Annotated in this window: 2 pseudogenes; both read left to right on the top strand. The window is 75.8% G+C overall.

The annotated features are described in order from the left end of the window. Positions 1-457: pseudogene (locus EAO71_RS35840) on the top strand (Crp/Fnr family transcriptional regulator); the annotation flags it as partial. A 252-nt stretch (positions 458-709) separates the two neighbouring features. Further along, positions 710-959: pseudogene (locus EAO71_RS35845) on the top strand (2-methylisoborneol synthase); the annotation flags it as partial.

A 959-nucleotide genomic window follows, 5' to 3' on the forward strand; every position in this document is an offset into this window, starting at 1 on the left:
GCCCCACGCCGGCCCGCCCACCCCGGACGACCTCGACGAACTGCTCTGCCGTCGCCGCGGCACGAAACTGTTCCTCGCCCATCCCCGGACGATCGCGGCGATCGGCCGCGAACTCAACGCCCGGGGGATCTACCCCGACCACATGACCCTCGACGGACAGCAGGTCGCGGCCTGGCGCGGCGTCCCGATCCTGCCCTGCGACAAGATCCCCATCAGCCGGGAGAACACCAGCTCCATCCTCGCCATGCGCACCGGCGAGGACAACCAGGGTGTCATCGGGCTGCGCCAGACCGGCCTGCCGGAGGAGTACGAGCCGGGGCTCTCGGTGCGCTTCATGGGCGTCGACGAGCGGTCGATCATCTCCTACCTGGTCACCACCTACTACTCCGCCGCGATCCTGGTGCCCAACGCGCTCGGCGTCCTGGAGAACGTGCAGATCGCCCGCCGGCGCGACTGAGGCTCGTCCGGTACGTCCCGTCGAGCGTGCGGACCCTCCACGGGCCGCTCCCGCCGCCCGACGCGGCCCGGCGACCACGTGCCGCCCCGGCTGCCGCACGGCCCTCGGCACCCCGCGCCCGCCCGCGGCCCGGCGCCCGGCCGGACCGGAGCCACGGCCCCGTACGACGACGTCCGCCACCGCCCGGACCCCCGGGCCGGTCGAGCGTGCCCTGGACACGGGGCAGCCCACCCATCAACCAAGGAGTCACGGATGCCCGAACCCGGGCTTTCCCCTCTGCAGTCGAGCCTGCCCGACGCGGCGGCCCGCTTCGGGGCACACGTCCTCGCCCGGTCCGTCGAGTCGGCCGCCGGCGTGATCGCGGGCGCCGCGTCCGGCGCCGGCGACGCGGCCACGGCCGGCGTCGACACGGTCGGCGCGGAGCCCTCCGCGCCGCCCGCACGTCCCGCCCTGCCCACCGGTCCCCCGCTCCCCTTCCGCACGGCGGCACACGCCGCCCCAG

Origin of the sequence: Streptomyces sp. MS191 (genome assembly GCF_008042125.1) — a bacterium.
Lineage (GTDB): Bacteria > Actinomycetota > Actinomycetes > Streptomycetales > Streptomycetaceae > Streptomyces.